Annotated in this window: 4 protein-coding genes; 2 read left to right on the top strand and 2 right to left on the bottom strand. The window is 40.4% G+C overall.

Annotation, left to right across the window (positions count from 1 at the left end; genetic code table 11):
* Positions 1-495: 495 nt before the first annotated feature.
* On the bottom strand, positions 496-1,794 hold the full coding sequence (locus B4N75_RS09115; RefSeq protein ID WP_296666689.1) for an Ig-like domain-containing protein: 1,299 nt from the start codon (positions 1,792-1,794) through the stop codon (positions 496-498).
* 192 nt (positions 1,795-1,986) lie between these two features.
* Between B4N75_RS09115 and cls the strand changes: the two genes are divergently transcribed.
* On the top strand, positions 1,987-3,555 hold the full coding sequence (gene cls / locus B4N75_RS09110) for a cardiolipin synthase (protein WP_296666687.1): 1,569 nt from the start codon (positions 1,987-1,989) through the stop codon (positions 3,553-3,555).
* Positions 3,556-3,576: 21 nt separating this feature from the next.
* Positions 3,577-4,413 (top strand): SDR family NAD(P)-dependent oxidoreductase, encoded by an 837-nt coding sequence (locus tag B4N75_RS09105; protein WP_296707210.1) that lies wholly within the window; start codon positions 3,577-3,579, stop codon positions 4,411-4,413.
* Between the two features lie 103 nt (positions 4,414-4,516).
* Here the strand turns inward: B4N75_RS09105 and B4N75_RS09100 are convergent, their stop codons facing one another.
* Positions 4,517-4,792, bottom strand: coding sequence for an HU family DNA-binding protein (locus B4N75_RS09100; RefSeq protein WP_296024862.1), 276 nt, complete (start codon positions 4,790-4,792; stop codon positions 4,517-4,519).
* Between the last annotated feature and the right edge of the window lie 80 nt (positions 4,793-4,872).

The following is a 4,872-nucleotide window of genomic DNA, read 5'->3' as shown; positions in this document are numbered from 1 at the left end:
CAAACCGGCCAACCGCCACTTGCTAACGCGCGGTGCTGCGCACAGCCTGCGGCTTGGCTAATGTCCGGGCTAAAGCTTACGGCAAAACCTAAGTCTTCCCGCTTTTGCAGAGCAATTCCGACAATGACAATGCGTTTTTTTGTCATTCCTGTGCCCCGACACAGGAATCTATCCACACGGCAAACTGGCATAATTTCTGCAAACGGAATTATTCCGCACAGCAAACTCGTTTATCAATCTCTAAACAACTGTCATTGCCCGGCTTGACCGGGCAATCTGCTTTTAAGGAGATTATCGGATCAAGTCCGATAATGACAAAAAGGCAAGTCCCGACAATAATGACAAGGGGCAAGCCAGATAATGATACTAAAATCTAAAACTCAAAATTAAACCTAAAACACAAATAAAAAACCCGGCTTGGGCAAGTTTCCAAAAACGGAACTTTTGCCTTTTGCCGGGCTGGATTTTAGTGTGACTAAAATTACTTCTTAATATTTAGTATTCAACTGAAATATATGTGAATCTAACACCTCTATCTGTTCCTGTAGTTAATACGAAATCTCCTGATTCAGTCGCAGTGTAAGTCTTAGCTTCGTAACTTGTTCCAATTATGCTTTCATTTGCAGAAACTCCAGCTCCAGAAATTACATAGGTGCTTGTGTTTGAACCTGATGTTGAACCTGGCTTTATTGTGATTTTAGCTCCTGCAACAACTGCAAATGTCATAGTTCCCTTTACTTCAAGAACAACTTTTGATTTGTCATTCCCACGAGTAACAGCTCCTGAAAGATTGATTCCATCATAAACTCCATTCTCAAGAGTTCCTTTTAATTCAAGCTTGCTTAATGCGGCATAAAGCTCAGAAGTTGAACTTGCATCTGTCAAGTCTATAGTAAAACTTTCACCGCTCGGTGCTGCTGTAACTTCTACTATAACTGTAGCTTCTGTTGGTGCGGCTGCTGCTTTTTTTAGAGTATACTCAAAAGGTTCTCCGTCTGAATTATCTGTAAATTTTAATGTGTTTTCGTCAACAATAGTTCCTGTAAGTGTGCTTGTTTCGCCTTCAGAAGTTGAAGTCATTGTAATATTTTTACCGTTTACGGTGTATGTAAATGAGGTAATGTCAGTATCTGAATAAGCAACTGTTGTTGTACCACCGTTAGCCTTAATAAGTGCTTCTACAGCATTTTGTATATCAGCTATATAAGTAGTGCCGCTTGTCGAATCCTTAACATATGCGTATGAAATATTTTGTAAAGTAAGTTTTACACCGCTGTGTTCTTCAACAGCTTCTTCAAGAACCCAGTAAGTATTTTCAAATCCTGTTGTTGTTCCTGTCTCGCCACCGGTTTCTCCACCAGTTTCACCTCCGGTTTCGCTTCCGCCAGTTTCGCCACCAGTTTCACCTCCGGTTTCGCTTCCGCCAGTTTCGCCACCGCTAGTTGCAGCCGCTTTTACAGTTACTTCAACTGTCGCATTTTTTCCGCCAGCGCTTGCTGTGATTGTGGCAGTTCCTGCCGCTACGCCTGTAACTTTACCTGTTGAATCAACTGTTGCAACTGTAGTGTCAGAAGAATTCCATGTAACAGTCTTGTCTGTTGCGTTTTCCGGCGAAACAGTCGCTTCAAGAGTAATTGTTTTTCCGGCTTCTACTTCTTTTACTGTCGATGTGATTTTTACTTCTGTAACAGCAACAGTTTCCTCGCCGCTGTCGTCATCGCTAGAGCAGCCAATAAAATTTGTCATTGCAAGCAGCGCGGCAAATGCAGCGACAATTCTCAACATTTTTTTCATATTTTCTCCTCCAAAAAAAAACATTTTGTTAATAGTTATAATAACACCGTTTTATTTAAAAATGGGGGGGGTATTTGTACAATACTGACTTTTTTAAGCAAGATTGCCGTGTCAAGCACGGCAATGACAGTAAATTTACAAAACTCGAAATTGAACCTATTATTCTTTTAGATATGTTGTAAGAGGCTAAAAATGTTTAAAACCCTTAAATTAAAGCAGTTTTTGCGTTCCAGTATTATCCGTCTTGCCGCGACTTTTTTGTCTTTTGGAGTGCAGTTTTTCTGGCTGTGGACTGTGAGCCGCTGGCTTAAGTCGTATTCTGTATGGATTAGCCTTGCTTCGGATTTTTTGGTTGCGGCTCTTGTTATCCACATCTACAACAAGCAAAATTACAGCGTTTCTCTTAAAGTTCCGTGGCTTATTTTGATTCTGGTCTTGCCGATTGTTGGAATTACGCTTTATTTTTTGAGCGAAAACAACCATCAGTCCAAAAGAGTTAAAAATAATACGTCAAAAATCAAGGCGGAAAGCGTCCGGCACATAAAAAGCGACTCAAATGTTCTTAAAACGCTCGAAAATTTGGACAAGCGGGTTGCAAATCAGTTTAAATATCTGTCTCTCGTTGAAAAATTCCCGGCTTTTTTTAACACGGGCGCTAAATTTTATGGAAACACGGTCGAGTGTCTTGACTGCCAGCTTAAAGATTTGGCGACAGCACAGAAATTTATTTTTCTTGAGTATCATGCAATCGAAGAGGCAAAAGCGTTTGACAGGATGCTGCCGGTTTTAAAGGAAAGGCTTGCGGCCGGAGTTGAAATCCGCATTTTGTACGACGATGTTGGAAGCATTGGCTACATAAACAAAAAATTTATTAAGCGAATGAACGCGATTGGCATTGAGTGCAGGGACTTTAACCCTCTTTCGCCTCTTTTTTCGCTTTTTATGAACAACCGCGACCACCGGAAAATTATGGTTATTGACGGAAAAATCGGTTTTACAGGCGGCTACAACCTTGCCGATGAGTATTTTAATTATTCGCATCCGTACGGACAATGGAAAGACAGCGGCTTGAGGATTGAAGGAAAGGCCGTAAACACTTTTACAGAGCTTTTTTTGGAAATGTGGAACAGCCAGGAAAAAGGCACGCTTGAAGGTGTTTCAAAATATTTTATAGAAGAAACGGACGAAACTGAGCCTTTGCCTGCAAAAACGGACGGTTTTATTCAGCCTTATGCAGATATGCCTCTCGATTATTTGTATGTCGGCGAAAATGTCTATCTAAACCTTATAAAATGGGCAAAAGATTCTGTCTGGATTACAACGCCTTATTTGATTTTGGGCGACGAAATGAAGCGCGAGCTTATTCTGGCGTCTTTGCGCGGCGTTGATATAAGAATTGTAACGCCCGGAATTCCTGACAAAAAACTTGTTTACAAGATTACGCGCTCTTTTTACGGCGAGCTTATCGACAGCGGAATAAAAATTTACGAATATACGCCGGGTTTTATCCACTCAAAGCAAATGATTGCCGACGGAAAGCTTGCAACGGTCGGGACTGTGAATATGGATTTTAGAAGTTTTCATCACAATTTTGAAAACGGAGTTTTAATGTACAACACAAGCGCGATTTCCGACATTCAAAAAGACTTTGAGTCTCTTTTTAAAATCTCAGCCAATGTTACGGAAAAATATCACAACAAAAAGCACCATTCGATGAGTTTTACGGACAGGGTTTTGCGGCTTTTTAGCACTTTGCTTTAGTTTCTGTGCTAAAATGTTAATATGAAAAAAATTACGATTGTTACAGGCGCAAGTTCTGGAATGGGAGCAGAATTTGCACGCCAGCTTTTTAACGAATATGAATTTGCAAGCGACAAAAAAAATGCCTCTCAAAACCGCGAAATTTGGCTCATTGCCCGCTCAAGCGAAAAACTTTTGCAAACAGCGGAAAAAACTTTGAGCTCAAAAAGCCCAGATTCTCCTGCAAAAACAAAAATCAGGACTTTTCCGATCGATTTAACCGGAGCTCCGGGCGTTTATAAATTTGACGGGCTTTTAAAATCCGAAGCCGCCAATGAAAATTTTGAAGTTGAATGTCTTATAAACAATGCTGGCTTTGGAACTTACGGGCCTTTTGACGAGACTTCTTCCGAAAAAGAGCTTGCGATGATTGAACTGAACTGCACCGCGCTGACGGGAATTTGCGGCTGCGTCCTTAAATATTTAAATTCCGGCTCGCAAATAATAAATGTTTCGTCGCTTGCAGCCTTTATGCCGCTTGGAAATTTTGCAGTCTATGCGGCTACAAAAGCCTACGTTCTTTCTTTTACGGTGGGTCTGGCAGCAGAACTCGAACCAAAAGGAATAAAAGTTTGCGCTCTTTGTCCAGGCAGCGTAAGCACAAATTTTGCAAATGTGGCTTCCAACGGCAAGCGCAAGGAAGTTTTGCATGGAAGAGATCCTGTAAAAGTTGTGCGCCACTGTCTTAAAAAAGCAAAAAAAGGCAAAAAAATAATTTTGACTTTTCCAAAATGGAAATTTCTTTCGTTTGCAAGCCGCTTTGTCGGAAAATTTACTGTCGCAAAACTTACATATAAATTTGCAAAACGGCCGCATTAGCACGACGCAATATCATTGCCGTGCAAGGCACCGCAAAAAAAAGCAGTTTCCGCAAAAAACTCGCTAGAAACTGCTTTAGATTTTAGCAATACACTAAACGTCCTTATTTGTTAACTCTGTCTTTAAGAGCTTTTCCCGCCTTAAATTTTGGACACTTTGAAGCCGCAATTTTGATTGTTTCGCCTGTTTTTGGGTTGCGGCCTTCTCTTGCAGCTCTTTCACCAATATCGAAAGTTCCAAAACCAATAAGCTGTACGCTGTCGCCTTTTTCCAATGATTTTGCTACATTTTCTGTAAAAGCCTTGACAACTGCGTCTACATCTTTTTTTGTAAGTTTTGTGTCTGCTGCAATAGCATCAATAAGTTCTGCTTTATTCATTGCTTTCCTCCAATTTTGAATAAGAATTTAAGTATATATGTAAATTCCAATATCGTACAGACTTTTCATTGTATATTATA

The sequence above is a fragment of the Treponema sp. UBA7570 genome (assembly GCA_002477955.1).
In the GTDB taxonomy this organism is placed as follows: Bacteria; Spirochaetota; Spirochaetia; order Treponematales; family Treponemataceae; genus Treponema_D.
This window is presented reverse-complemented; position numbering and strand designations above follow the sequence as displayed.

Bases quoted from the DNA above. Each gene is read 5' to 3' on its own strand.
- B4N75_RS09115 (WP_296666689.1), bottom strand. From the start codon at position 1,794: ATGAAAAAAATGTTGAGAATTGTCGCTGCATTTGCCGCGCTGCTTGCA.
- cls (WP_296666687.1), top strand. From the start codon at position 1,987: ATGTTTAAAACCCTTAAATTAAAGCAGTTTTTGCGTTCCAGTATTATC.
- B4N75_RS09100 (WP_296024862.1), bottom strand. From the start codon at position 4,792: ATGAATAAAGCAGAACTTATTGATGCTATTGCAGCAGACACAAAACTT.
- B4N75_RS09105 (WP_296707210.1), top strand. From the start codon at position 3,577: ATGAAAAAAATTACGATTGTTACAGGCGCAAGTTCTGGAATGGGAGCA.